The sequence below is a fragment of the Marinobacter sp. genome (genome assembly GCF_048269445.1).
GTDB lineage: Bacteria > Pseudomonadota > Gammaproteobacteria > Pseudomonadales > Oleiphilaceae > Marinobacter.
In genome coordinates, this window is the sequence record NZ_JBLXIQ010000004.1 from 310,875 (window position 1) to 334,084 (window position 23,210).

25 protein-coding genes and 2 tRNA genes are annotated in these 23,210 nt (G+C 56.7%); 5 read left to right on the plus strand and 22 right to left on the minus strand.

The annotated features are described in order from the left end of the window. Nucleotides 1-20 precede the first annotated feature (20 nt). Nucleotides 21-1,118 (minus strand): outer membrane protein assembly factor BamC, encoded by a 1,098-nt coding sequence (bamC, locus tag ACN0XM_RS10450; RefSeq protein ID WP_417566876.1) that lies wholly within the window; start codon nt 1,116-1,118, stop codon nt 21-23. Nucleotides 1,119-1,153: 35 nt separating this feature from the next. After that, nucleotides 1,154-2,032: a 4-hydroxy-tetrahydrodipicolinate synthase gene (dapA, locus tag ACN0XM_RS10455; RefSeq protein ID WP_417566877.1), complete on the minus strand. Its 879-nt coding sequence runs from the start codon at nt 2,030-2,032 to the stop codon at nt 1,154-1,156. A 74-nt stretch (nt 2,033-2,106) separates the two neighbouring features. On the opposite strand from dapA, the gene ACN0XM_RS10460 reads away from it, so the two are divergent. Further along, on the plus strand, nt 2,107-2,574 hold the full coding sequence (locus ACN0XM_RS10460; RefSeq protein ID WP_417566878.1) for a peroxiredoxin: 468 nt from the start codon (nt 2,107-2,109) through the stop codon (nt 2,572-2,574). Between the two features lie 7 nt (nt 2,575-2,581). On the opposite strand, the gene ACN0XM_RS10465 is transcribed toward ACN0XM_RS10460, so the two are convergent. Together ACN0XM_RS10465 and ACN0XM_RS10470 are read right to left on the minus strand one after the other, a co-directional pair. Further along, entirely contained in the window at nt 2,582-3,661 is a 1,080-nt protein-coding gene (locus ACN0XM_RS10465; RefSeq protein ID WP_417566879.1) for an AI-2E family transporter, read from the minus strand. Nucleotides 3,662-3,677: 16 nt separating this feature from the next. Continuing rightward, nucleotides 3,678-3,905: a sulfurtransferase TusA family protein gene (locus tag ACN0XM_RS10470; RefSeq protein ID WP_417566880.1), complete on the minus strand. Its 228-nt coding sequence runs from the start codon at nt 3,903-3,905 to the stop codon at nt 3,678-3,680. Between the two features lie 240 nt (nt 3,906-4,145). On the opposite strand from ACN0XM_RS10470, the gene ACN0XM_RS10475 reads away from it, so the two are divergent. Beyond that, nucleotides 4,146-5,549: a M48 family metalloprotease gene (locus ACN0XM_RS10475; protein WP_417566881.1), complete on the plus strand. Its 1,404-nt coding sequence runs from the start codon at nt 4,146-4,148 to the stop codon at nt 5,547-5,549. Here ACN0XM_RS10475 and nadA read toward each other — a convergent pair whose 3' ends face one another. The 14 genes from nadA to aspS all read right to left on the minus strand — a co-directional run bounded on the left by nadA (nt 5,550) and on the right by aspS (nt 16,779). Further along, a complete protein-coding gene (gene nadA, locus ACN0XM_RS10480; protein WP_417566882.1) occupies nt 5,550-6,611 on the minus strand; it encodes a quinolinate synthase NadA in 1,062 nt (353 codons plus the stop codon). 191 nt (nt 6,612-6,802) lie between these two features. Next, a tRNA-Lys gene (locus ACN0XM_RS10485) sits at nt 6,803-6,878 on the minus strand. 69 nt (nt 6,879-6,947) lie between these two features. After that, a tRNA-Lys gene (locus ACN0XM_RS10490) sits at nt 6,948-7,023 on the minus strand. A gap of 85 nt (nt 7,024-7,108) precedes the next feature. Beyond that, on the minus strand, nt 7,109-7,855 hold the full coding sequence (ybgF, locus tag ACN0XM_RS10495) for a tol-pal system protein YbgF (RefSeq protein WP_417566883.1): 747 nt from the start codon (nt 7,853-7,855) through the stop codon (nt 7,109-7,111). 16 nt (nt 7,856-7,871) lie between these two features. Continuing rightward, nucleotides 7,872-8,441 (minus strand): peptidoglycan-associated lipoprotein Pal, encoded by a 570-nt coding sequence (pal, locus tag ACN0XM_RS10500; RefSeq protein ID WP_417566884.1) that lies wholly within the window; start codon nt 8,439-8,441, stop codon nt 7,872-7,874. A 68-nt stretch (nt 8,442-8,509) separates the two neighbouring features. After that, nucleotides 8,510-9,823 (minus strand): Tol-Pal system beta propeller repeat protein TolB, encoded by a 1,314-nt coding sequence (tolB, locus tag ACN0XM_RS10505; protein ID WP_417566885.1) that lies wholly within the window; start codon nt 9,821-9,823, stop codon nt 8,510-8,512. 16 nt (nt 9,824-9,839) lie between these two features. Beyond that, the gene (gene tolA, locus ACN0XM_RS10510) at nt 9,840-10,820 is read right to left on the minus strand and encodes a cell envelope integrity protein TolA (RefSeq protein ID WP_417567086.1); all 981 of its coding nucleotides are present in this window, start codon (nt 10,818-10,820) and stop codon (nt 9,840-9,842) included. Nucleotides 10,821-10,899: 79 nt separating this feature from the next. Then, complete coding sequence (gene tolR, locus ACN0XM_RS10515) at nt 10,900-11,346, minus strand: protein TolR (protein WP_417566886.1); 447 nt, start codon at nt 11,344-11,346, stop codon at nt 10,900-10,902. 46 nt (nt 11,347-11,392) lie between these two features. After that, nucleotides 11,393-12,082 carry a protein TolQ gene (gene tolQ, locus ACN0XM_RS10520; RefSeq protein ID WP_417566887.1) on the minus strand — a complete coding sequence of 230 codons (690 nt, stop codon included), beginning with the start codon at nt 12,080-12,082 and terminating at the stop codon, nt 11,393-11,395. Nucleotides 12,083-12,085: 3 nt separating this feature from the next. Further along, nucleotides 12,086-12,556 (minus strand): YbgC/FadM family acyl-CoA thioesterase, encoded by a 471-nt coding sequence (locus tag ACN0XM_RS10525; protein ID WP_417566888.1) that lies wholly within the window; start codon nt 12,554-12,556, stop codon nt 12,086-12,088. Next, a complete protein-coding gene (gene ruvB, locus ACN0XM_RS10530; protein WP_417566889.1) occupies nt 12,540-13,571 on the minus strand; it encodes a Holliday junction branch migration DNA helicase RuvB in 1,032 nt (343 codons plus the stop codon). The genes ACN0XM_RS10525 and ruvB overlap by 17 nt, the downstream gene beginning before the upstream one ends. A 132-nt stretch (nt 13,572-13,703) precedes the next feature. Beyond that, nucleotides 13,704-14,333, minus strand: a complete 630-nt coding sequence (ruvA, locus tag ACN0XM_RS10535) for a Holliday junction branch migration protein RuvA (RefSeq protein WP_417566890.1) — start codon at nt 14,331-14,333, stop codon at nt 13,704-13,706. A gap of 30 nt (nt 14,334-14,363) precedes the next feature. Then, a complete protein-coding gene (gene ruvC / locus ACN0XM_RS10540) occupies nt 14,364-14,891 on the minus strand; it encodes a crossover junction endodeoxyribonuclease RuvC (protein ID WP_417566891.1) in 528 nt (175 codons plus the stop codon). A gap of 79 nt (nt 14,892-14,970) precedes the next feature. Next, the gene (gene aspS, locus ACN0XM_RS10545; protein WP_417566892.1) at nt 14,971-16,779 is read right to left on the minus strand and encodes an aspartate--tRNA ligase; all 1,809 of its coding nucleotides are present in this window, start codon (nt 16,777-16,779) and stop codon (nt 14,971-14,973) included. A 335-nt stretch (nt 16,780-17,114) separates the two neighbouring features. On the opposite strand from aspS, the gene fabR reads away from it, so the two are divergent. Then, nucleotides 17,115-17,747, plus strand: coding sequence for an HTH-type transcriptional repressor FabR (gene fabR / locus ACN0XM_RS10550; RefSeq protein WP_417566893.1), 633 nt, complete (start codon nt 17,115-17,117; stop codon nt 17,745-17,747). On the opposite strand, the gene ACN0XM_RS10555 is transcribed toward fabR, so the two are convergent. Genes ACN0XM_RS10555 through tadA form a run of 4 tightly spaced genes read right to left on the minus strand, consistent with a single transcriptional unit; the run spans nt 17,744 to nt 21,042 of the window. Continuing rightward, on the minus strand, nt 17,744-18,172 hold the full coding sequence (locus ACN0XM_RS10555) for an HIT domain-containing protein (RefSeq protein WP_417566894.1): 429 nt from the start codon (nt 18,170-18,172) through the stop codon (nt 17,744-17,746). The two genes, fabR and ACN0XM_RS10555, sit on opposite strands and share 4 nt — an antisense overlap. A 20-nt stretch (nt 18,173-18,192) precedes the next feature. After that, entirely contained in the window at nt 18,193-19,536 is a 1,344-nt protein-coding gene (locus ACN0XM_RS10560; RefSeq protein ID WP_417566895.1) for a UDP-glucose dehydrogenase family protein, read from the minus strand. 30 nt (nt 19,537-19,566) lie between these two features. Then, entirely contained in the window at nt 19,567-20,562 is a 996-nt protein-coding gene (gene galE / locus ACN0XM_RS10565) for a UDP-glucose 4-epimerase GalE (protein WP_417566896.1), read from the minus strand. A gap of 9 nt (nt 20,563-20,571) precedes the next feature. Continuing rightward, complete coding sequence (gene tadA / locus ACN0XM_RS10570) at nt 20,572-21,042, minus strand: tRNA adenosine(34) deaminase TadA (protein WP_417566897.1); 471 nt, start codon at nt 21,040-21,042, stop codon at nt 20,572-20,574. Nucleotides 21,043-21,266: 224 nt separating this feature from the next. On the opposite strand from tadA, the gene ACN0XM_RS10575 reads away from it, so the two are divergent. Both ACN0XM_RS10575 and ACN0XM_RS10580 read left to right on the plus strand, forming a co-directional pair. Beyond that, nucleotides 21,267-21,959, plus strand: a complete 693-nt coding sequence (locus tag ACN0XM_RS10575) for a DUF5752 family protein (RefSeq protein WP_417566898.1) — start codon at nt 21,267-21,269, stop codon at nt 21,957-21,959. Next, nucleotides 21,956-23,194, plus strand: coding sequence for a glycosyltransferase (locus ACN0XM_RS10580; RefSeq protein WP_417566899.1), 1,239 nt, complete (start codon nt 21,956-21,958; stop codon nt 23,192-23,194). The genes ACN0XM_RS10575 and ACN0XM_RS10580 overlap by 4 nt, the downstream gene beginning before the upstream one ends. The last annotated feature ends 16 nt before the right edge of the window (nt 23,195-23,210 follow it).

Below are 23,210 nucleotides of genomic sequence, written 5' to 3' on the forward strand. Positions count from 1 at the left end.
TCAGGCGGCCCCTTTCTGAATCAGTATAGGTAATCGAATAGTTGTAAGAGCAGATCCGGCGTCGTCCGGCTGCCAGTGTAACCCGATGCAGGTTCCGCAGAGACCACGATCGCCCCGTTTCGCTGGGTAAGGTTCACCGTATGAGTATGCTTGGGTGCATCCTTGTCGCTGAACCAGCTGAACCAGCCGGGATCCCGTTCGTCTTCAGTACGGAAATCCACCTGGAACCACCCCTCACTGCGATTCAGATCCACAACGGGGATGTCGGAATCCGTGAGCGCCCGGCTCACTTCCGCCCAGGAGCGACCGTAATCCAGCTCCATTCGAATAGCGACGGCCTCGTCGTTCTCCGAAATCAGCCGAACAAGCGGATCGCTGACCATCCCGGATGCGGCTCGGGAAAAGGATTTGCTCTCTTCCCGGGCCCTGAGAAACTCACCCATGTCGGCCAGAAGGCGTTTCTGCAAAGTCAGCGCCTGATCAGAAGGGTCAGAAACGCCGGTCCAGGGCATCAGGTCACCTGGCTCGTCCGCAACGTCGAGCTTCCGCACCTGTATTTCCGTGGTCTTGCGCCGAACCCCAGGCGCAATGCGAACCTGGACAACCACCTTCTGCTCTTCAGCGGAAGGATCATCGGGCAACTCCACCAACTGACGGGCTCGTTTGCTGAAGTTTGCCAGTTCACTCTGCAGAATGCCCAGTTGAGGACTTTCCAGGGCCACGCCAAGGCCGCGCTCGGCCATGTAGGCATTCACGGCCGGCCAGATCCGCCCAGGCACATCGTTCACCAGGAGCCAGGCTCTGCCATCAAGCTCTTCGATTACGTAGTTTTCATCAAGGATGTCGGACGTCATGTCCGGCGGACGCGGAATATCAGACGGATACATTTTGCTGGCATCAGCCGGTTTGACCTCACGGATCGGCATAGTCTGGCTGAACCGGGAATCATCAGCTGATTTCGGCAATTCGAGCGGCTGCCCCTCCTTCGCGCTTACATAACGCTCGGATCGGTCTTCAACCATACTGCATCCGGAAACTGTTGCCACCAGCAACAGCCCGGTCAATACAACAACGGGTTTCAACATCAAGGTATTACCGGTTCCTTGTAGAACCTGCATCAGGTTACTCCGGGTCGGGGACGATTTCAGCAAACTCAGAGTACACCTGAGGCCTTGAGGGCATCTTCCACTTCGCTGTGGAACTTTTCACTGAGCGGTGTCAGCGGCAAGCGGATGCCTTCTCCAATCATTCCCATGCGGTGCAGGGCCCACTTAACAGGAATCGGATTTGCCTCAAGGAACAATTTCCGGTTCAGAGGCATCAGCAACTCGTTGAGTCGTTCTGTTTCCTCACGATTGCCGGCAATCGCCGCCTCGCACATCTGCGACATGCCCTTTGGAGCAACGTTGGCGGTAACGGAAACATTGCCTTTGGCGCCGGCAAGCATCAGTTCAGCTGCTGTGGCGTCGTCGCCGGAGTAGACTGCAAGGCGCCCATCCAGAGCTTCAATCAGTTCGGCACCCCGGGGAATATTACCGGTGGCATCTTTGATGCCGACAATATTCGGGATGTCTGCCAGGCGCAGCACGGTCTCATTGAGCATGTCACAGGCGGTCCTGCCGGGTACGTTGTAGAGCATCTGGCTCATGCCCGGGACGGCTTCGGCAATGGCCTTGAAATGACGGTACAGGCCTTCCTGGGTCGGCTTGTTGTAGTAAGGCACGACCAGCAGGCAGGCATCGGCGCCCAGCTTGTGGGCTTCGGTAGTCAGTTCGATGGCTTCACGGGTGCTGTTACCACCGGTACCGGCGATAACCGGAATCCGCCCGTTCACACGTTTGATGATGTGCCCGATAACCCGGCAGTGTTCTTTCGGGTCAAGTGTTGCGGACTCGCCAGTAGTACCCACAGCTACGATACCGTGTGTGCCGTTTTCTAGATGGAAGTCTACCAGCTTGTCCAGATCCTCCCAGTGAATTTCACCGTCTGGATGCATGGGCGTGACCAGTGCGACAAGGCTACCCGTAATCATAAAAGCTCCGTCCGAATAAAACCGATATGGTAATGTTGGGCACGAACTGACACAAGAGAATTAAAGGAGATGTCATGCCATCCGTCGAGTTAAACAAACCTGTTCCGGATTTTGAAGCCGCCGCGACGGGCGACCAGACCATTCGCCTGGACGATCTCAGAGGCCGGAATGTCGTTATTTATTTTTACCCGAAAGACAACACGCCCGGCTGTACCACCGAAGGCGAGGACTTCCGGGACCGGATGAAACAGTTTGAAGAACTGGACACCGAGATCCTTGGGGTGTCACGGGATGGTCTGAAAGCACACGAGAACTTCAGGGCAAAGCATGAGTTTCCTTTCCACCTGATTTCCGATAAGGACGAGACGTTGTGCAAACTCTTTGATGTCATCAAACTCAAAAAGCTGTATGGCAAGGAATATATGGGGATTGACCGCAGCACCTTCCTGATCGATCAGGAAGGTGTGCTGAGAGCTGAATGGCGCGGCGTCAAGGTGAAGGGCCACGCGGAGGAGGTGCTGGAGGCTGTGAAGGCGCTGTAAGCGCCTTTCAGACCTTTCCGGGATCCGGCGGAGGAAGGGAGTCCTTCACCGGCCAGGCGGAAAACACGGCCTTGAGCATGGTGGCGAGCGGAATGGCAAAGAAGACGCCCCACAGACCCCAGATGCCCCCAAAAAAGAGAACTGCGACAATGATAGCGACCGGATGCAAATTGTTCACCTCCGAAAACAGCACCGGGACCAGCACATTGCCGTCCAGAGCCTGGATAATACCGTAAATGGCCATCACCCAGATAAAGTGGCTGCCCCAGCCGAAGGCAAACAGCGCAATCACCGCCACGGGAATAGTTACCACTGCCGCCCCGATGTAGGGAATTACCACACTCAGACCAACCAGCAAAGATAGCAATGCCGCATACGGCATGCCCAGCAGCTTGAAGGCAATATAGGTTGCGCCGCCGACAATGAGAATCTCCAATGCCTTGCCGCGGACATAATTAGCACACTGCAGGTTTACCTCGTGCCAGATGGTCAGCATCATCGGGCGCTGCGGCGGGAGCAATTTGGCGATCGCGCCAAGAAGCACCTCCCGGTCTTTCAGGAAGAAAAACACCAGGATGGGTACCAGCACCATGTAGATCAGTAATGCCACCAGATCCGGGATACTGGACAGCGAAAAGGACACCAGCCATTGAGTGAACTGACCCACTTCGGTGCTGACCTGCTGATAAACCGTACCGACAGCCTCAGCTGAAATTAGATGAGGGTATTGCTCCGGCAACAACTCAAGGTAGGACTGCAGTTCGCGGATAATCCGTGGCGCCTCGCCAGCGAGCGCACTGAGCTGGGCCCAGATCAACGGCAGCAGGCCAAACAGGAAACCGACAAGCACGCCAAGGAACACCAGGAACACCCCAAGGATGGAGACCGCCTCGGGAATTCCCAGCTTGTTAAGCTTGGTAACCAGCCCCTGCAGAATAAAGGCGATGATTAACGAAGCAATGGCCGGGGCCAACATGGCACCAAACCAGATGACGAAGACCGTTCCTGTTACCAGAATCAGGAACAGAATGACCGCCTCTTCATCCGAGAAATATTTATGCGCGAGACCGCGTAACGTCCTGATCATTTACAACTCCGAAAAATTAGCCGCCGCACTTTATCACAAACCGGTACTGCCCGGCGGTTTCAGAACTGCTCATCAGTGTATGCCGGGACAGCTGCAAAAACGCAGGGATGTCCCTGGCAGAACCAGCATCGGTCGCAATGACCTCAAGCTCCTCGCCGGGGGCCATGGTATTCAGTTCCAGTTTGGTTTTCAGCAGCGGCATGGGGCAACGCAGCCCGGAGGCATCAAGGTATCGGTCAACCATACAAACAAGGCACCATCACAGTAACTATAAGCGGATTTAACAGGCAGGCATTATGCCGACAGTGATAATGTAATGCATTACAATCCTCTTCAAGGCGGGAATCAGAACTTTTTACCGTAACCCGCTGTCAAACCGGCGATTCAGACCAAAGGCAACCGGCATTACATGATTGTTAACCAATTCCGAGCTCGGACACTCCCAGGATTACTAACCGCGATCTCACTGACGTTTGCGCTGCTGATGACCTCCCTGACCGTTCAGGCACAGGACAGCAGCTTGCCGAGCATTGGTGGCAGTGGCGGAGGCCTTATCGCGGGTCAGCAGGAATCAGACATCGGCCAGCAGGTGATGGTGTCCATTCGCCGCTCTGCGCCGCGCATCACCGATCCCCTGGTTTATGATTATCTGAGTGCCATTACCTATCGGCTGGTGCCCTCTGCCCCACTTCAGAACCGGGACCTGACTCTCGCACTGATCGACAGCCCTGCCATCAACGCTTTTGCCGTGCCCGGAGGCATTGTCGGGGTTAACGGTGGACTCTTCCTGAATGCAGCAACTGAACAGCAGTTTGCGTCTGTGCTGGCCCACGAACTCGCCCACCTCAGTCAGCGGCATTTCGCCAGACGCATGGAGCAGCAGGAAGCCAGCGCTCCCCTGACGCTTGCGGGGATGATTGCGGGCATCGTGCTCTCGGCTGTCACCCAGTCTGACATAGGAATTGCCGCCATTGCGGGAACCCAGGCGCTGGCGGCTCAGAATATGCTGGCCTACAGCCGGGCCCACGAACAGGAAGCAGACCGTGTCGGCCTGGACATTCTGGCCAATGCAGGTCTGGACCCTCGCGGCATGCCGGAAATGTTCGAAATCATGATGCGCCAAAACCGTATGCAGGGAAACCGCCTGCCCGAGTACCTGTCCACGCATCCCCTGACCCAAAGCCGCGTGGCAGACACCCGCAACCGGGCCGAGCAATACCCGGATGAGAAGATCCGGGACGGGCAGGAATATCACCTGATGCGCAGCCGTCTGCAGGTGCACTACGCGCCCTCACCCGAAGTCGCCGTCGAAACCTTCGAAGCCTACCTTGAAAAGCCGGACACACAGCAAAATGAAGCCATCCGCTATGGCTTGTCGGTTGCCTATCTGGAAGCCCGACAATATGAAAAAGCCGCCAATATCCTGAATGATCTGCTAGCGAAAAACCCGGGACGAATTACCTTCCAGGTGTCACTGGCGGAAGTTCGGCTTGCCCAGAACCGGCCAGACGACGCCAGGGCAATCCTCAGGGATGCCTTGGCAAGAAACCCGGGCAATTACCCGATTACCTACACCCTCGCCCAAACGGAAATTGCCGACGGCAATGGATCCGCGGCGGCCGAATACCTCAGGCAACTCACCCGAACCCGACCCGGCCAGGAAGACCTCTGGCTCAAGCTCGCAGAGGCTGAGGGCATGGCAAGGAACATCGTAGGTGTTCACCGGGCACGCGCCGAATACGACGTACTGATGGGCGATCTGGAGTCCGCTCAGCGGCAACTCAGACAGGCTCAGGAGAAATTGCCCGCTGGCGCACCCCAGAGACAGATCGTGACCGAACGGCTCGCAGAGATCACCAGCCGGTTACACGCTCGGGCCAACAGCTGATCAGGCGTTGCCGGCCGCTTTCAGGTTCATGTTGGCGGTGAAATCGAGCATACGCTGCAGTGGCTTCAATGCTCGTTCTCTGAGCGCAGGATCCACAAGTACTTCCTGATCCCCCTGCTCCAATACGTGCAGCAGGTTTTCGAGGCCGTTCATCGCCATCCACGGACAATGGGCGCAGCTACGACAGGTAGCGCCATTGCCGGCCGTTGGTGCTTCAATCAGCGTCTTGCTTGGTGCCAGTTGCTGCATCTTATAAAAGATGCCGTTGTCGGTGGCAACGATGAACTTTTCATTTGGCAGCGTCTGGACCGCACGGATCAACTGGGACGTTGAACCCACCACATCGGCCATTGCCACAACTGCATCCGGCGACTCCGGATGCACCAGTACTGCCGCATCTGGATAAAGCGCCTTGAGATCTTCGAGACCACGGTACTTGAATTCCTCATGGACGATACAGGAGCCATCCCAGAGCAACATATCGGCACCGGTCGTCTTCTGGACATAATGCCCCAGGTGTTTGTCCGGAGCCCAAAGGATCTTTTCGCCGCGGGCATCAAGATCTTCGACAATGGCCTGGGCACAGCTTGAGGTAACCACCCAGTCTGCCCTCGCCTTGACCGCGGCAGACGTGTTGGCATAAACCACCACGGTACGATCCGGATGCTGATCACAGAACTCCGAGAACTCATCCTCCGGACAACCGATGTCCAGCGAGCACGTCGCCTCAAGCGTAGGCATCAGCACTCGCTTCTCAGGGTTCAGGATCTTGGCGGTCTCCCCCATGAAGCGAACACCGGCCACCACAACCGTCGACGCTGGATGCTGATGACCGAACCGGGCCATTTCCAGGGAATCGGCGACACAGCCGCCGGTCTCTTCGGCGAGGCGCTGAATATCCGGATCCGTATAGTAATGCGCCACCAGCACCGCATCCTGCCTTTTCAGGGCGGACTTAATACGGGCTTCCAAGTCAGCCTTTTCGCTAGCGCTGAGGGGCTTCGGCTCGGCGGCATGGGCCAGGTGTTCCTGGACAAGGATACGGTCTTCAGCGTGTGTCATTCCAGCATCTCTGTGTTGCGTTAACGGGGGAAGTATACCATTTCAAACCCCGCTTTAATGATTCTGAAACAGGGGTGTCACAAACTTGAAGTGGCTTTCCTGTTGCCTGTTTACCTAGGTATGAACGTATACGCAAAAAAAAAGAGCCCGAAGGCTCTTTTTTCCACAAAAACCCGGAGGTTTCTGTTATTTGGTGGGTCGTGAAGGATTCGAACCTTCGACCAATTGGTTAAAAGCCAACTGCTCTACCAACTGAGCTAACGACCCATAACTGCCGATCAAAGCCTGTGGCCTCAATCCATACCGAACGATTCATCCCACCCGGTATTTCGTAATTGGTGGGTCGTGAAGGATTCGAACCTTCGACCAATTGGTTAAAAGCCAACTGCTCTACCAACTGAGCTAACGACCCAAACGAGGCGCATATAGTAATGATTTTTGGCCGCTGATCAACCCCTTTTTTTCAGGTTTCTCAACATTTTTCCCGTATCGAGGTCTCAGACGTTTCCGGACTCAAGATACTTCTTTGCCAGGTTTGCCGCGCTGCTGGCGGGGTAATCTTCGATCACCATTTTCATACGGCGCTGTGCTTCCGCCTTTTCACCCAGGCGATCATGCGTCACACCGAGCTTATAAAGTGCATCCGGCGCTTTCCGATGATCAGAAAACCGGGTGGCCACAATGGTGAATGCCTGCTTCGCCTGTTCCAGCTGCGGCTTGACCAGATAAACTTCGCCCAGCCAGTAATAGGCGTTTACGGTAAGGTCGCCTTCCGGGTACTTATCGATAAACTCGTAAATCCGGCTGATGGCCTCATCGTATTTTTTCTGATTGCGGATCAGATCCTGAATCTGTTCGTAGGCCTTGCGCTCTTCGGGACCGGGCTGGCGATATTCCTTGACTGCCGGCGCCGAGCTGGACGCGGCCGAATTCGAGCCTGCCGAGGTCTCAGGAGCTGGTTGCGAAGACAACTTCTCTGACAGGTCCAGGATACGCTGATCCAGGTCGATATACCGGTCGCGCCCTTGTTCCTGCAGGCGGTTAATCAGATGCCGTTGCTCCTCTACTTCACCCTGGAGCCGCCTGACTTCACCCTGAAGCTGCTGGATCATGTAGAACAGCTCCGCCGTAGCCTGGCTGTTATTGCCACTACGCTGAGCATCCTGAGCTGATTGCGCCAGCGCTGACCCCGCCTGCCCGAAGGCAAGCGGGAGCAACACTGTCGCCATGAGTGTTTTTCTCATGGACATTCCTGTGTGATTACTCAAATACGAGTTCGACACGGCGGTTCTGGGCCCACGCACTCTCGCTGGAACCCATCACTGCCGGCTTTTCTTCGCCATAGCTTACGGTCTCAAGCTGACCACGTGAAGCTCCATTCACGATCAGGAAGCGCTCAACCGCGTTAGCGCGACGCTCACCGAGGGCCAGGTTGTATTCCTTGCTGCCACGCTCGTCGGCATGACCTTCCAGACGAACATTCTGGCCCGAATTGTTGGCCAGGTAGCGGGCGTGGGCTACCAGAACGTCACGGGCTTCCGGCTTGATTTCCGCGGTATCAAAATCGAAATAGAACACCCTTACCTCACGCAGCGCTTCCCGCTCCGCCTGCTCACGAGCCGCCATGCGCTCTTCTTCTGTCATGGCTGAGGAGGAAACGCCACCCTGATCATCACCGCCATAGACGGTAGAGCCACCTTCCTGATCCACAGCCCCTACATCGGAGCCATACTGACCGTCTTCCGCGGTGCCGCCGGTCGAGCTACAGCCGGCGAAAAGGCCTACGGAGAGCAAAAGTGCAAATGCCTTGGATTGAGCTGAAAACTTCATAATCTTTTCCTTTCAGTTGATTGATGTTTTTTCCTGAACAATTACCGAAGCCTGTCGGGCTTCAGCAATCAGCGAACCAGAGGTCCCCAGACCGGATCCCGAACCTCGCCCTCAGAACCCGGAAGACTGTACGCTGCTCCACCGTCCGCCGATATGACGGTAAGTACGCTGATGCCATTCTGGTCGGTTGCATAGATCAGCATTCTTCCGTTAGGGGCAACACTTGGAGATTCGTCAGACTCCGTTCGGGTGAGAATGGTTTCCTCACCGGTTTCAAGGTCTGTACGGGCAATGTGAAACGCCCTGTCCCGTTGGTGCACGTAATAGACAAATTTTCCCTTGCTACCGGCCCGCGGGCGGGCGTTATAACGGCTGCCAAAGGTAATGCGCCGCGGCTCAGCGCCGGGCTTCGCCATGTAATAGATCTGGGGGCCACCCGAACGGTCGGAAGTAAAGAAGATCCCTTCGCCCCTGGCGTCCCAGTTCGCTTCGGTATCAATTGCCCAATGATTGGTCAGCTTGGTCAGCTGACTGGTCTCCAGGTCCATTCGGTAAATCTCGGCGTTACCATCCTTGGAAAGGGTCATCAACAGGGACCTGCCATCATCGGACCAGGCGGGCGCCGAGTTGAGTCCGGGAAAATCCGCAACCTTGGTGCGTTTGCCCGTGGAAAGTTCATGCACGAATATCACCGGCTTTCCGGTTTCGAAGGAGACATAAGCCAGTCTCTTTCCATCCGGTGACCAGGCCGGCGACAGGATCGGTTCCTTGCTTTCCAGCCGGATGCGGGCGCGCTTACCGTCCACATCGCTGACCTGCAAACGGTAGCGTGGCTTGCCATTGGCGGTATCCAGAGTCACGAAGGCAAGCTGAGTCGAAAATACTCCGGGGACTCCGGTAATGGCCTCGTAGACCTTGTCGCTGATGTGGTGGGCCAGGGAGCGCATATTGGAGGCAGGCGCTGCCGCCGTTTCCCCGAGAATGCGCTCTTCACGGTTTACGTCAAAAAGTTCGTACCGGGCCTGAACCCGATCGCCATTGCGTGTCAGCGATCCCACCAGAACATAACGCTGCCCCAGCAGCCGCCAGTCCCGGAAATACACTTCCTCCCGTCTGGACGGCAGGCTCAGCATTTTCTCAGGCGAAAGTGTGCGGAACTCCCCACTCATGGCGAGGTCCGCCTGCACGACGCTGGCAACTGTGTCGCCTGCCGGCATCTGACCTGATTCGGCGAACGGAACGACTGACACGGGTATGGCGGAATCCGCGCCTTCGGTGATCCGGATCAACAGTTCCGCTCGCACACCGGTAACCATCACAAATACAAGAGTGATGGCTGCCAGGAGTGTTCTTGACGGTTTGTACCAAATCCGCTGTGTCATGGTGTTATCCGTATCCTTATCTCAACCTGCGAGGGTTGAATTCAATCGTAAACTGCCGGAAATAGCGTTCAAACGTATCCCGGTCGCTTGGTATCGGGTAACGGCTCAGCGAGCGCACCGCGCCAAGAGCTGAGTTGTCAAAGGCCGTGTTACCACTGCTACCGACCAGCTTAACACTTGCCAGCTCCCCCGTTGGCAACAGGGTAATCTGAAGCCGGGCGGTCATCTCCTCTGTCGCCGAGGAGGGCGGATACCAGGCCTGACTCAGCCGTTCCCGGATCAGCGACTGATACTTCTCACTTTCCGACAGCATCTGCGCCTCTCTGGCCTTTGCGGCAGCAGCCTCCTGTTGGCGGCGGGCTTCTTCCTCACGGGCCTGGCGAGCAGCATCTGCCTGAGCCTCAAGCTGCTGCTCACGAAGCTTGCGTTCCGCCTCAAGACGCTTACGCTCCGCTTCCTGGCGCGCCAACTCTTCCTGCCGTTTGCGCTCCGCTTCTTGCTGTTTTTTCAGTTCTTCCTGTCGGCGTTTTTCTTCTTCCGCCTTCTGCCTGGCCTCTTCCTGTCGGCGCTTTTCTTGCTCGGCTTTCTGACGTTCGCGCTCTTTGGCTTCAGCTTCAGCCTTTTGCCGGGCGGCTTCCTCTTCACGAGCCTTGCGGGCTTGCCGCTCCTTCGCCTCGGCTTCCTGTCGCTCCCGTTCCTTTTGCTGCTGAAGCTTCTTCTGTTCTTCCTCACGCTTCTGCTCGGCGATACGTCGCTTTTCCTCTTCCAGACGACGCTGCTCCGCTTCTGCCTGCTGCCGCTGCTCCTCAGCCTTGCGCTCATCATCACGCTTTTGCTGGTCAACAGGATCCACCACCGGGCTTGGCTCAGGTTCCTGCTGCGTGATCAATCGGGCCGCTATGCTTCTGGGCGGCGGTTCATGTTCCGGCGAGGTCCAGGACCAGCCCGCCAGCGCAACGCCCAAAATCAGCACATGGAGCGTTACCGAAAGCATCACTGGCGACTTCCAGGGCGGCACTCCGGTTGTGGTTACTTCGCGCTGGTTATCTCTCACAACACTCCTGCCTGCACCGGCGTCACTTGTTGTCCCGGGGTGATTCAGTAATCAGGCCAATACTGCTGGCTCCGGCACCCTGCAATTCCGCCATCAGGCGCACAACCGTGCCGTATTCAACGTATTCATCGCCACGCACCAGAATTTCACTGGAGGAACGCTGAGACAGAATCTTGGCGATCTGCTCCCGGACTTCGGCCAGCGACATCGGATCGCTGCCCTTATCACCCACCTCTACGTAATAGGCACCGTTGGCGTCCACCGACACGATCACCGACTCGACGTCTTTGTCCGCCTGAATCGGATCAGAGGTGGTCTGTGGCAGGTCGACCTTAACGCCCTGAGTCAGCATCGGCGCGGTAACCATAAAAATAATCAGCAGCACCAGCATCACGTCAATGTACGGAACCACGTTGATTTCCGACATTGGCTTTCGCCGCTGTTCCGGCATCATTCCCGTGCCTTTCATAAGCTATCGCTCCTGCCCTGACTCCTGCCCGTAAAAGGTGCGGCCATCACGCGGCGCCCTTGTCAGTCTGGTGAACGCGGCGATGAAGAATACTGGAGAACTCATCCGCAAAGGTGTCATAGTTCTTCAGCAATACATCCGAAATAGCCGCGAAGCGGTTATAGGCAATAACCGCCGGAATGGCCGCAAACAGACCCATGGCGGTTGCAATCAGGGCTTCGGAAATACCTGGGGCAACGGTTGCCAGAGTCGCCTGCTGGACCTGGGCCAAGCCGCGAAATGAATTCATGATGCCCCACACGGTCCCGAACAGACCGACATAGGGGCTTGTGGAACCGACCGTTGCCAGAAACGGAAGATGGGCTTCCAGGCGTTCCTGTTCGCGGGAGAAGGCAACACGCATGGCGCGCTGGGTACCTTCCATGACCGCATCGGCATCACGGCTTTGCTGACGCAGACGGGAAAATTCCTTGAAGCCGGCCCGGAACAGCGCCTCCATTCCTGAAAATGGTGTCGGTTCGGCATTCACCTCCCGGTACAACTGACCGAGATCCATGCCGGACCAGAAACGCTCTTCAAACGCTAGCTGCGCCCGCTTGGCTTTTCGGAATACCTGAATACGCTGGAAAATAAGCGCCCAGGACATGATGGATGCCAGGGCCAGCAAAAGCATGACCAACTGCACCAATACACTGGCGTTTGCAATCAGGTACCAGACTGATAGTTCTGAATCCACCTCTTACTCCTGGCTCATTCTGTTTGTCGTTTCAGGAGACTGGACCTTTCTGGCCAGCAATTCCTGCATATTGTCCGGTAGGCGGCGAGGCCGACCGGTGTCCAGGGCGACACAGGCAACCCGCACATCGCCTTCACAGAGCAGTTTCCTGTCCGCCGCACGAAAGACTCTCTGCCTGAAATCCATCCACACCCGGCCGAAGGCCACCGGCTCCGCGGTTACCAGCAACTCGTCGTCAAGCTTCGCCGCCACGGTGTAGTGGATGGACAGTCTCTGCACGACATAGCTGATATTGTCGGCAAGACCCGCTCTCAGCCCGACGCCACAACTGCGCACCCACTCGGTCCGGGCTCTCTCCATGTAATGCAGATATTTGGCATGGAATACGATGCCGCCGGCATCCGTGTCTTCAATGTAGACACGAACCGGTAATCCAAAACTTGCGTCTGCCGCCTGGTCAACCAAAAAGATCATCCTCCCTGCCCGATTTCGGCGGGACAACCCCGAAATGCTGGTAGGCATTGGAGGTGACCATGCGGCCTCTGGGCGTACGCAACATGAAGCCCTGCTGAATCAGGAAGGGTTCCAGGACATCTTCGATCGTGCCCCGCTCCTCACTGATGGCCGCTGCGAGGCTCTCGACCCCCACCGGACCACCATCAAACTTTTCAATCATCGCCATCAACAGCCGGCGATCCATATGGTCGAACCCCTGGCTATCAACCTTCAGCATATTCAGGGCCTGATCGGCGATATCCGAGGTGATACGGCCATCCGCGCGGACTTCGGCAAAATCGCGGACCCGACGCAACAGACGGTTGGCAATCCGCGGGGTGCCCCGTGACCGGCGGGCAATTTCAAACGCACCAGCGTCATCGATTGAAACGGAAGACAGACGGGCAGACCGGATGATAATGCTGGTGAGATCTTCAGTGTTGTAGAACTCAAGACGCTGAACAATGCCGAAGCGGTCCCTCAATGGCGATGTCAACAAACCCGCCCGCGTAGTGGCGCCTACCAGTGTAAACGGTGGCAGATCCAGCTTGATGGAACGAGCGGCCGGCCCTTCACCGATCATGATGTCCAGCTGGTAGTCTTCCATGGCCGGATACAGCACTTCTTCTACGGCAGCGCTGAGGCGGTGAATCTCGTCGATGAAGAGAACGTCGCCTTCTTCGAGATTGGTCAGCATTGCCGCCAAGTCCCCGGCCTTCTCCAGAACCGGGCCCGAGGTTGTCTTGATGGACACCCCCATCTCGTTGGCAATGATATTGGCGAGGGTGGTTTTACCGAGACCGGGAGGACCAAAAATCAGGACATGGTCCAGTGCTTCCTGGCGGCCACGGGCAGCGGAGATAAATATGTCCATCTGCTCACGAACCGCAGGCTGACCAACGTATTCGGCCAGCAAGGTCGGGCGAATAGCCCTGTCATACACTTCTTCGTATTCACCGGCCCGGGCCGAAATCAACCGGTCGGATTCGATCATGGCATCACCCATAGTGTGGGAATCAACATCGTGCCTCGCCTTCTACCTGCTGTTCCAGGCTGCCCCAATTGTACAAAGGGGTTTGAGGGTGTCACGTTACGCTCTCTACAGGTTCGCGACAGGTATCGGTGATCAAGCCGGTATCATGTTGCGAAGGGCCAGCCGAATCAAGGCCTCACTGGTCATCCCATCCTCTGCCACCTTGCTTATGGCCTTGGCCGCTTCCTGAGGTTTGTAACCCAGAGAAATCAGAGCGGCTTCCGCCTCCTCTGTCGCCGCTGGCGCGCCAGAGACGGAACGTCCACCCACCTGGCCCGAGCCTGTCGTTTCAGGCGACGTTGGCACAAATTGTCCCTCAAGTTGCCCTATCCGGTCGGTCATTTCAATAAGAAGCCGTTCGGCCGTCTTCTTGCCGACCCCGGGCAGTTTAACCAAAGAGGTCAAGTCCCGGCCTTCCACGCAGCGGATAAACTGCTGGGCATCGAGGCCGGAAAGAATGCCCACGGCCAGTTTTGGCCCCACGCCATTCACCTTGATCAACTGGCGAAACAGATTGCGGTCCAGCCGAGAGGCAAAACCGTACAGACTCTGGGCATCCTCCCGGACGGCAAAATGAGTGTGAAGGGTAACTTCCTCGCCCGTTTCAGGCAGATGGAAGAAGGTGGTGTAGGGAATATCTATTTCGTAGCCAAGGCCGGCGCACTCTACCAGCGCCTGGCCCGGAGTCTTTTCAACCAGAATACCTCGGATACGACCAATCAAGGGGTATCTCCTGTGGCTCTTGTGAGCTGTTTACTGTTGTCGCACGCGACCGCTTCGAACCTTCCCGGCGCCGCCAGCGACCCGCAGGATACTCTGACTCATGTGGGCATGGCACATCGCAATGGCCAGGGCATCCGCGGCGTCCGCCTGGGGTTTGCGGGAAAGTGCAAGCAGCACCTGGACCATATGCTGAACCTGGGACTTGTCTGCCCCACCCTTACCAACAACGGCCTGTTTGACCTGCCGGGCGGAATACTCGTGAACCGCAAGGCCGCTGTTGGCAGCACTGACAATCGCTGCCCCCCGGGCCTGGCCCAGCTTCAGGGCTGAATCGGGATTGCGCGCCATGAATACCTGCTCAATGGCAAATTCTTCCGGACGATACTCGCCGATCAGCGTGGCCAGACTCTGAAAAATAGTCTGCAGGCGCTCGGCCATGGGCTTCTCACCCACGCGAATGCAGCCACTGTCGAGGTATTCGATGTGTCGGCCTTCCACACGGATGACGCCGTAACCGGTAATTCTCGATCCGGGATCAACGCCCAGAATTATCGCCACATCAGTGCCTCTGTCTGGTTGCAGCAGCGCTATTGACCACCCGGACGCAGCGCGACTGCCCTGGCCCGGTGCTCACGACTTACTCCTTTGCCTCACCAGCCTCAGCCTTGTTGCCTTCCACAGGTTTCGCCGGCTTGCGCAGGCGGATATGCAGCTCGCGCAGCTGTTTCTCGTCCACTTCGCCCGGGGCCTGAGTCATCAGACAGGTAGCGCTCTGGGTTTTCGGGAAGGCAATTACGTCACGAATGGACGTGGCACCGGTCATCAGCATCACCAGGCGATCCAGACCGAAGGCCAGGCCACCATGGGGCGGGCAGCCGAACTTTAAGGCATCCAGCAGGAAGCCAAACTTGGCCCGGGCTTCTTCTTCGCCGATACCCAGGATGCGGAAAACAGTTTCCTGCATTTTTTCATCATGGATACGGATCGATCCGCCACCCAGCTCGGTACCATTCAGGACCATGTCGTAGGCGCGGGACAATGCGTTGGCCGGATCCGCCGCCAGATCTTCCGGGCTGCAGGAAGGCGCCGTGAACGGATGGTGAATCGCAGTCAGGCCGCCGTCCGGAGTTTCCTCGAACATCGGAAAATCCACGACCCACAGCGGCGCCCAATCACAGGTCAGCATGTTCAGATCGTGACCGACCTTGATACGCAGCGCACCCAGGGCTTCGTTGACCACGGTTGTCCTGTCGGCACCGAAAAAGACGATGTCGCCGTCTTCTGCGCCCACCCGCTCCATGATCGCCAGGGCCACATCGTCGCCCAGGAACTTGATGATCGGAGACTGCAAGCCTTCCACGCCCTTGGCCAGGTCGTTGACCTTTATGTAGGCCAGGCCTTTCGCGCCATAGATACCGACGAACTTGGTGTAATCGTCGATCTGTTTGCGGGTCAGTTCACCACCTTTCGGCACGCGCAGGGCTGCAACACGACCTTTGGGATCCTTGGCGGGGCCAGCAAAGACTTTGAAGTCCACACCGGCTACCAGATCACCGACATCCAGCAGTTCCAGGGGGATACGCAGGTCCGGCTTGTCACTACCGTAACGCTGCATGGCCTCGGCATACGGCATTTGCGGGAATGACGGCAGTTCTACATCCAGCACATCCTTGAATAGGGAGCGAATCATGTCCTCATTCAGGCCCATCAGGATCTCTTCATCGATGAAGGAGGCCTCTATGTCTACCTGGGTAAATTCCGGCTGGCGATCCGCGCGCAGGTCTTCATCCCGGAAGCACTTGGCGATCTGGTAGTAGCGATCAACGCCAGACACCATCAGCAGCTGTTTGAACAACTGGGGCGACTGGGGCAGCGCAAAGAAGGAGCCTTCGTGGGTACGACTGGGCACCAGGTAATCCCGGGCGCCTTCCGGGGTCGCCCGCGTGAGGATGGGGGTTTCCACATCCATGAAGCCGTTGCTGTCCAGATAGTTCCGGATATAGCTGGTCACCCGGGAGCGGAAACGCAGACGATTGATCATCTCCGGGCGACGCAGGTCCACATACCGGTAACGCAGGCGAACGTCCTCACCCACATCGACGTGTTCGTCCAACGGGAACGGCGGTGTCGCTGCGGCGTTCAGGATGCTCACTTCCTTGCCCAGCAGCTCAACCTGCCCGGTAGGCATGTTGTTATTCTCGGTACCGGCAGGACGGCGGCGTACGCGGCCGGTGACTTTGATAACGAATTCGCTGCGGACTTTCTCTGCCAGGGCGAAGCTTTCAGGGGTGTCCGGGTCGACAACCACCTGAGAAATGCCATCCCGATCCCGCAGGTCCAGGAAGATTACCCCACCATGGTCTCGGCGACGGTGGACCCATCCGCAGAGTGTGACTTCCTGATCAATGTGGGATTCGTTGATCCCACCGCAATAATGACTGCGCATACCGGTTCCCGTTACGTTAAATGTGTTCAAATTTGGTGCTTTAAGTGCCGCGCCGAATGTGGTGAGCTTTTCCGAAACACGCTGTAAATACGTCCGTGTACGCTCTGCTCCGCCATCCATGGCTCCGCAAGGTTTCGGAAAAGCTCACCACACCCGGCGCTATGCTGTTCGTGCCCGCTCAAAAAATGTTGCGACCATAGCGGAAAAGGCGCCCATTATAAACACAATGGCTCTGAAAATCAGGCGTCCTGGAACGCAAATCACTTGGCCGGATGACTGAGGGTTGGCAGCCAGCTAGAATGCTCCCTTTTCTACCACCAGAGGGAGTCCTGAACTTGGCCACCAGAGCGGAGCAGAAACTGAAGACACGGCGTGCCCTGATGGATGCAGCCCTGGCTCAGTTAAGTGCCGATCGGGGCTTTGGCAGCCTTAGTCTCAGGGAGGTTGCCCGAGAGGCCGGTATTGCACCTACTTCGTTCTATCGACATTTCTCGGAACTGGATGAACTGGGCCTGGCTCTAGTGGACGAAGGAGGCGTTGCCCTGCGGCAGCTCATGCGGCAGGCGCGCAAACGGATTGCCCGGGACGGTGGCAGTGCCATTGCAACGTCTGTGGAGACTTTCATGGAGTATCTGGGCAACAACGCGAACCTTTTCCGGCTGATGCTGCGTGAACGAACGGGCGTTTCCACAACGTTTCGAACAGCGGTAAAAGCGGAAATCGATCATTTTGTGACCGAACTGGCCGATGATCTTCGGCGGATCGCGGAGGAACAGAACAAGCCGCTCTCTGAGGCGAAACTGGTGGCCGAGGCGATGGTCACGCTGGTGTTCAACCAGGGTGCGGAGGCGCTGGACGCGACTCCGAAGGAGCGAGAGGAACTCAAGGTCAAGCTGAAAACGGAGCTACGTATGATTCTGGTCGGTTCCCAGACGCTGGCAAAATACCAGTCTCGCTCAGGACGCTAGACGCCCGCCTTGAGCTGCTCGAGCACCGGACCAAGCTGTTTCCTGACCTGCTCCAGCCCCAGATCGGTATAGGGCACAGGAGCCTGCTTGCCCCATACCGGGCCTGGCCAGGCCGGGTCTCCCTCGAAGCGCACGATATGATGCAGGTGCAGCTGGGGCACCATGTTGCCCAAGGCGGCGACGTTCATCTTGTCGCCCCCGAACACGTCCATCATGGCCTGACTGAGCGCCGAGGACTCCCGCAAAAGTTGATGCTGCTGATCTGCCGACATCTGGTAGATCTCCCGAATTCCGGTAACGGCCGGCACCAGCAGCACCCAAGGCCAGGTGCTGTCGTTCATCAACCGGATCTCACACAACGAGCTGGAGCCGAGGCTGATGGTGTCGGCGCTCAGACGGTCATGCAACTCGAAATCCCCTGGCATGTTCACGATCGCTCCCCTAATTACTGCGAATGGAACTGAGTACGACCACGACCAATGGCGTAGTAGATCATCCCGTAACGCTCAAGCATTTCTGGTTCGTAAAGGTTGCGGCCATCAAACACCACAGGCTCGCGGATCGTGGCTGCAATCGATTCGAAATCTGGCGAGCGGAATTCCTTCCATTCAGTGCAAATTGCCAGCACATCCGCGCCCTTGAGCGCCTGCTCCTTGGTGCCGCAAAGGGTCAGGCCCGACTGGTCTCGGTAGATTCGCTGGGTCTCTTCCATGGCCTCGGGATCAAACGCCTGGACGACCGCCCCGGCTTTCCAGAGGTCTTCCATCAGGGTACGGGACGACGCCTCGCGCATGTCATCGGTGTTGGGTTTGAAGGCCAGCCCCCAGAGCGCGACCACCTTGCCCTTGAGATCACCACCAAAATAATGGCTGATCTTGTCGAACAGGACGTGCTTCTGAGCGTAGTTTACCGCCTCCACCGCCCTCAATAGTGGCGCGTCATAGCCACAGTCACTGGCCGTCCGGGCCAGCGCCTGAACATCTTTCGGGAAGCAGGAGCCACCGTAACCGCAACCCGGATAGATGAAGTGGTAACCAATCCGGGGATCGGAACCGATACCGCGCCGGACGGCCTCAATATCCGCCCCCAGCCGCTCGGCCAGGTTAGCAATTTCGTTCATGAAGCTGATCTTGGTGGCCAGCATGGAGTTGGCCGCGTATTTGGTCAGCTCCGCGGACCTCAGGTCCATGAAGATCATCCGGTCGTGGCTGCGGTTGAACGGGTAATAGACTTCCCGCAGGAGTTCCGCGGCTCGCTCACTGTCGGTACCCACTACGATCCGGTCCGGCTTCATGAAATCATTGATGGCCGCCCCTTCCTTGAGGAATTCCGGGTTGGATACCACGTCAAAGTCCAGCTCCAGCCCTCGATGATCAAGCTGTGCACGAACGGCAGCTCTGACCTTGTCGCCGGTGCCCACCGGCACAGTAGACTTGTCGACCACCACTTTGTAGTCGTCCATGTACTCACCGATTGACCGGGCAACAGCAGTCACGTACTGAAGGTCGGCAGAACCATCCTCGTCCGGGGGCGTGCCTACGGCAATAAACTGGAGGGTACCGTGCTGAACCGCCTCTTCTGCGTTCGTGGTAAACGACAGACGTCCAGCGTCAACAGTGTGCGTTACGATGTTTTCGAGGCCCGGCTCGTAGATAGGAATCTGGCCGTTCTTCAGCTTCTCGATCTTGTCCTGATCAACATCCATGCACAGAACGTTGTGACCAACATCCGCAAGGCATGCGCCGGTCACAAGGCCCACGTAACCGGTTCCAAAAATCGTAATTTTCATCCGTTAAATCCCGATACACATACAAAAAGATTATTGGGTGTTGCCCGCTTTTTTCCTCTGCCAGATCGCTTCCCAGGCCAGCGCCGTTCCAACAATGGTGTCCAGATTATCGTAATCCGGTTGCCAACCCAGGGTTTGCCTGATCAGGGTGTTATCCGCCATCAACGCTGCCGGGTCGCCCGCACGCCGGCCGGTTTCGGTAACCGGAAAATCGACACCGGACTGTGCCTTTACAACATCAATCACTTCCCGCACCGTAAAGCCACGACCATAACCGCAGTTCAGGACCTTCGAAGGACCACCATCTGCCATGTAATCCAGCGCCATGACATGCGCCTTGGCCAGATCCTCCACATGGATATAATCCCGGATGCAGGTACCGTCTCGGGTGTCGTAGTCGGTACCAAAGACGCTCATGCCTTCACGTTGGCCAGTAACACATTCAGAGGCCACCTTGATCAGATGGGTCGCCTCGGGGGTGGCCTGGCCGAGCAGTCCGTCCGGGTTGGCGCCAGCCACGTTAAAGTACCGAAGAATGACATAATGGAGGCTGGAGGCGGCGGCCAGATCCATGATCATCCGCTCGCTCATCATCTTGGAGGCACCATACGGATTGATGGGCGCCAGCGGCAGATCCTCGGTCAGCACCGTCTGCTCCGGCATGCCATACACGGCTGCCGTGGAGGAAAACACCATGTAGGGCACGCGGTGTTTCTCGACGGCTTTGAGGAGGTTCAGGGTGTTGCGGGTGTTATTGCTGTAATACTTCAGGGGATTGGCGACGGATTCAGGCACGACGATATTCGCAGCGAAATGAAGCACCGCTTCAAACCGGTGACCGGAGAACAGGTCCTCAATCGCCGCCTCATCTGCCAGATCCCCGACCACCAGTTCACCGGCCGTTACCGCCCAGCGATACCCAGTGGACAGGTTATCGAAAACCACAATATCGTGACCGGCCTGGCCCAACTGACGCACTACATGACTGCCAATATATCCGGCACCGCCGGTAACAAGTATTTTCATGACTGAAGTTTACCCCTTCCCTGATAGTTGCTTCCGCTGACGCCGGAGGTCTTCACGGCGCTGACTGAAAAAATCGCTTATTATCTGGCCACACTGCTCCTGGAGGAGGCCTGAAACAGCTGTCACGTTCCAGTTAAGGTATGGCTCCTCAAGCGTCCTCCGCGCCGACTCCACAGCACCCGCTTTTGGCTCAGGGGCACCGTAAACCAAACGACTTACGCGACTGTGAACAATGGCTCCCACGCACATGGTACAGGGCTCAAGCGTTACATAAAGAGTCGCCCCGGATAAACGGTAGTTGCCCACGCGCGCGGCTGCGTCTCTGATCGCCCGGATTTCAGCGTGCGCTGTCGGATCGCAGCCGGTAATGGGGGCGTTGAAACCGGCACCGACCTCGCGCCCGTCAAGAACCACAACTGCTCCAACCGGCACTTCTCCAATACTGGCCGCCTGCCCCGCCAGCGCCAGTGCCCGGCTCATCCAGTATTCATCTGACGCAAGAACACGATGTATCGTGGAATGACCACCCATACCGGAAACCCGTTAAAAACCGGAACTATAACAAGTGAGGTATCAGATCGTCACGGAATAACCGCCGGCTGGACCACGGTTTGACAAATTTCAATGCCCGAACCCGCGAGCCATGTCAGCGTTTAACCAAAGGTTAGCAAGGAAAGTATTGGGCAACAGGGAGGCGCTATCCGATGGCTCAACCCGAAACAACAGACACGGCGGAAAACGGGACGGCCTTTCGCATAAAAGATTGCGCTTTGGTTGTTCTGGCCACCGGAAGAAAAGCGAGAATGTTACAGGAGTTCCGCAGTGAGCTGGCCAGTATAGATACGGCGAGCATATACCATCATTTTTGGGGCGGATTACTTCAACCGCGCTTTGAAGAGCGTGAATATAACAACGACTTTGCCGCCTGGGTTAAACACGGCATTCACGACGCGGTACTTGCAGAACGACTCTCAGCTTTGGCGCCCACGAGCTTTTCTGATCTTGACACCCTCCGGCAGGAAATTAAGGAACTTGTCGATATCCGACTGGACGAAGTTGAATACTTGTTATGGGCCCGCGCCACCCAGCAATTTGAATTCGTCCGTTCCCAAATCGTCGTATTCAATACCGAAAAACAGTTGGAGGAGCCGCACGAACTGTCGTCCGCCATAAAAGACCTCTCCATAAGCAGTGTTTTTTACCATTTTATTGATGCCCGGCGACGGACCTCTGATGGTCGTGACGACTTCAGTGACTGGTTGACTGTTTTTGGTGACGAATTCACGCCACTGCAAGAACAGCTCGCGGGCATCGATCCCTATTTTGGTTCTCTAAGCGAATTACGGGATCAACTTGGAAGCCTGTTTACCTCGTATTTCGAGGGGGAATCACCATGAGTCTATTAGAGGACTATTCGGGCGTTGTCGGGCCAGATGTTATTGCCCATCTGCGGCAACTCGCCCGTCCCCTGGCGGGCGCGAAAGTCGTTCATGTCAATTCAACCCGTGTTGGCGGTGGCGTTGCAGAGATCCTGACCAAACTGATTCCGTTGACCCGTGAGTTGGGCATTGATGCTCACTGGGAAGTCATATCCGGAGAGGAGCAGTTCTTCGAGTGCACCAAGGGCTTTCACAATACCCTGCAAGGCAACCGCACTCCGATAAGTGACAGCCTGCTCAATGTCTTTGAAAAAACCAATGAACGTAATGCGGAAACGTTAAGGCCCACCCTGGAGGATGCGGATTTCGTGTTCATTCACGATCCGCAACCAGCGCCACTGCTGACATACTGCCCCGACCGAAAAGGTAAGTGGATCTGGCGCTGCCATATCGACGCAAGCCACCCTTACCGGCCCGTCTGGAAATATCTTCGGAATTTCGTCGCCCCTTACGATGCCAGCATCTTTTCCTTGGCAGCGTTTGCCCAGGAATTACCGCACCCGCAGTACCTTATACCGCCAAGTATTGACCCGCTGAGCGAGAAAAACATGGCGCTGGAAGCGGAATATATCCAGAGCATCTCAGCCCGTTACCAACTCGATCCACAGCGGCCCCTATTAGTTCAGGTCTCACGTTTTGATCGATTCAAGGATCCGTTAGGCGTCATCCAGGCCTATCAGCTGGCGAAGCGATTCCTGCCATCAATTCAGCTGGTACTTGCCGGCGGCGGTGCGTCGGATGACCCGGAAGGGAGCGCGGTTCTCAGCGAGGTGCAAGCGGCTGCCCAGGGTGACCCGGACATTCATGTTCTGTTGTTGCCCTCAGATGCCAACCTTGAGATCAACGCATTGCAGCGATCCGCCGACATCGTTTTGCAGAAATCGATCCGTGAAGGATTTGGCTTGACCGTCACCGAAGCCATGTGGAAAGGAAAGCCCGTTATTGGAGGAGATGTCGGTGGCATTCGACTTCAGGTCATCAATCATCACACAGGTTTTTTGGCGAACACTCCGGAGGGTACCGCCCTGAGAATCCGGTACCTTCTGCACCAGCCTCAGAAAATTCAGGCAATGGGTGAAAAAGCGCAGTCGTTTGTTCGCGACCATTTTCTTATCACCCGCCATCTGCGGGAATACCTGACGCTAATGGCGGCTCTGTTTTATGGCTCCTGGGACCGCATCGAGCTTATTTGAAAAGCACCCTCTTTTA

What these genes read in the sequence shown, in the direction of transcription:
- bamC (WP_417566876.1), bottom strand. Translation starts at nt 1,118, where the DNA reads ATGCAGGTTCTACAAGGAACCGGTAATACCTTGATGTTGAAACCCGTT.
- dapA (WP_417566877.1), bottom strand. Translation starts at nt 2,032, where the DNA reads ATGATTACGGGTAGCCTTGTCGCACTGGTCACGCCCATGCATCCAGAC.
- ACN0XM_RS10460 (WP_417566878.1), top strand. Translation starts at nt 2,107, where the DNA reads ATGCCATCCGTCGAGTTAAACAAACCTGTTCCGGATTTTGAAGCCGCC.
- ACN0XM_RS10465 (WP_417566879.1), bottom strand. Translation starts at nt 3,661, where the DNA reads ATGATCAGGACGTTACGCGGTCTCGCGCATAAATATTTCTCGGATGAA.
- ACN0XM_RS10470 (WP_417566880.1), bottom strand. Translation starts at nt 3,905, where the DNA reads ATGGTTGACCGATACCTTGATGCCTCCGGGCTGCGTTGCCCCATGCCG.
- ACN0XM_RS10475 (WP_417566881.1), top strand. Translation starts at nt 4,146, where the DNA reads ATGACCTCCCTGACCGTTCAGGCACAGGACAGCAGCTTGCCGAGCATT.
- nadA (WP_417566882.1), bottom strand. Translation starts at nt 6,611, where the DNA reads ATGACACACGCTGAAGACCGTATCCTTGTCCAGGAACACCTGGCCCAT.
- ybgF (WP_417566883.1), bottom strand. Translation starts at nt 7,855, where the DNA reads ATGAGAAAAACACTCATGGCGACAGTGTTGCTCCCGCTTGCCTTCGGG.
- pal (WP_417566884.1), bottom strand. Translation starts at nt 8,441, where the DNA reads ATGAAGTTTTCAGCTCAATCCAAGGCATTTGCACTTTTGCTCTCCGTA.
- tolB (WP_417566885.1), bottom strand. Translation starts at nt 9,823, where the DNA reads ATGACACAGCGGATTTGGTACAAACCGTCAAGAACACTCCTGGCAGCC.
- tolR (WP_417566886.1), bottom strand. Translation starts at nt 11,346, where the DNA reads ATGAAAGGCACGGGAATGATGCCGGAACAGCGGCGAAAGCCAATGTCG.
- ACN0XM_RS10525 (WP_417566888.1), bottom strand. Translation starts at nt 12,556, where the DNA reads ATGATCTTTTTGGTTGACCAGGCGGCAGACGCAAGTTTTGGATTACCG.
- ruvB (WP_417566889.1), bottom strand. Translation starts at nt 13,571, where the DNA reads ATGATCGAATCCGACCGGTTGATTTCGGCCCGGGCCGGTGAATACGAA.
- aspS (WP_417566892.1), bottom strand. Translation starts at nt 16,779, where the DNA reads ATGCGCAGTCATTATTGCGGTGGGATCAACGAATCCCACATTGATCAG.
- ACN0XM_RS10555 (WP_417566894.1), bottom strand. Translation starts at nt 18,172, where the DNA reads ATGCCAGGGGATTTCGAGTTGCATGACCGTCTGAGCGCCGACACCATC.
- ACN0XM_RS10560 (WP_417566895.1), bottom strand. Translation starts at nt 19,536, where the DNA reads ATGAAAATTACGATTTTTGGAACCGGTTACGTGGGCCTTGTGACCGGC.
- galE (WP_417566896.1), bottom strand. Translation starts at nt 20,562, where the DNA reads ATGAAAATACTTGTTACCGGCGGTGCCGGATATATTGGCAGTCATGTA.
- tadA (WP_417566897.1), bottom strand. Translation starts at nt 21,042, where the DNA reads ATGAGCCGGGCACTGGCGCTGGCGGGGCAGGCGGCCAGTATTGGAGAA.
- ACN0XM_RS10575 (WP_417566898.1), top strand. Translation starts at nt 21,267, where the DNA reads ATGGCTCAACCCGAAACAACAGACACGGCGGAAAACGGGACGGCCTTT.
- ACN0XM_RS10580 (WP_417566899.1), top strand. Translation starts at nt 21,956, where the DNA reads ATGAGTCTATTAGAGGACTATTCGGGCGTTGTCGGGCCAGATGTTATT.